The following is a 1,179-nucleotide window of genomic DNA, read 5'->3' as shown; positions in this document are numbered from 1 at the left end:
ATCAACCCTGCATATAAGGCTCCTGAATCAAAGAAAACACCAAAAGAGAAGCGTTCCCAGTGTTCTAGCAACCAACGAAGCCGCAACATTGCCATGAAAGGCACTGCTGCAGTCGAAAGTTGGTAGTAATGGTAAAAGCACTGGAAAATAACAAATGAAAATAGCCCCACCACCAGGTAGGGCCATATAGGTTTTCTAATCATCGTGTCTTCTCCTTCCCAATCTCCTTCGTAACTACTGGCATCGTTCCTTTATAGACCTTATTTGTCTTATAGTAATTGATTTTATCTTCAGGAGTCATTTCATGTGGTTTCTTCAGCATCTTTTTCGCAAACTCTTCCAATTTTTCTGGGCTTTTCGTGATGTCTGCCAACATCTCTTTGAGAGCCTTTTCTACCAAGGTGCGATTTTTTGTTTCAAAGAAGAGATAAGTTGCACCATCTTTTTGATGATAAGTAAAACCTATCTTATACTCCTCCAGGTAATGCTTCAACTTGGCCAAGTGAACTTCACTATTTAACAACTTCTCGACATCTTTTTTTGATTTGGTGGCCATAAAATCATTAAAACGTGTCTCCCCTTCAAAGGTTCGGTTCGCTGCCTTATGTTGTTTCTTTTCATAATGGGCTTTTGCGAGGGCATACAGAGCTTGTATCGTCATCTCCAGGGTAACTTTTCCTTTCAAAGCCAGAGAATGACTGACTTTTTCTTGATCCATGTAAGACCTCCTTTATTTTGGATAATTGGATAGTTCTGGCTTAGCAATAATCTGGAATCCGTAAGGTGCTGAAGGTTCTTCCTTTAAAGTAACTACCAAGCGTTTCTGACTTCTGTTCTCACCGTCTTTCACGGCCACTACATAGGTTAGCTGATAAGTTTCTTCATCAACAATCAAGCTAGATTCCAAAATCACAGACTGCAGTTGACCTGCTTGTCTATCTATCGTTAATTGAGGAGCTACGAAATCAGCCATTTTCCCTTTATCAGAGTAAAGGGCTGGCAAAAAGTAACGTGAAAAGGCATCTAGTTCCCCTGTTTTTGACTGAATGGTTTTTAGATTTGAAAGTTCCTTGGATACGGCCGAGAGTTGCTTTTCTTGATGGTAAACTAGCGTAAGTGATAAGCCAGCAAGTGTCAGACTTCCTACTAGACTCAATAACACCAAAACTCTTCCTAAAT

General features: G+C 40.1%; 1 protein-coding gene and 2 pseudogenes. All 3 read right to left on the bottom strand.

The window, feature by feature from the left end; translation table 11 throughout:
• Positions 1 to 203: pseudogene (locus CBI42_RS10825) on the bottom strand (VirD4-like conjugal transfer protein, CD1115 family); the annotation flags it as partial.
• Positions 200 to 718, bottom strand: coding sequence for a hypothetical protein (locus CBI42_RS10820; protein WP_070479964.1), 519 nt, complete (start codon positions 716 to 718; stop codon positions 200 to 202). The gene CBI42_RS10820 and the pseudogene CBI42_RS10825, both read right to left, overlap by 4 nt.
• A gap of 12 nt (positions 719 to 730) precedes the next feature.
• Positions 731 to 1,179, bottom strand: a pseudogene (locus CBI42_RS10815) (hypothetical protein); the annotation flags it as partial.

It is taken from the genome of Streptococcus sp. KR (genome assembly GCF_002238115.1).
Taxonomy (GTDB): Bacteria; Bacillota; Bacilli; order Lactobacillales; family Streptococcaceae; genus Streptococcus.
This window is presented reverse-complemented; position numbering and strand designations above follow the sequence as displayed.

Excerpts from the sequence above, each read along its gene's own strand:
- CBI42_RS10820 (WP_070479964.1), bottom strand. The coding sequence starts at position 718 with ATGGATCAAGAAAAAGTCAGTCATTCTCTGGCTTTGAAAGGAAAAGTT.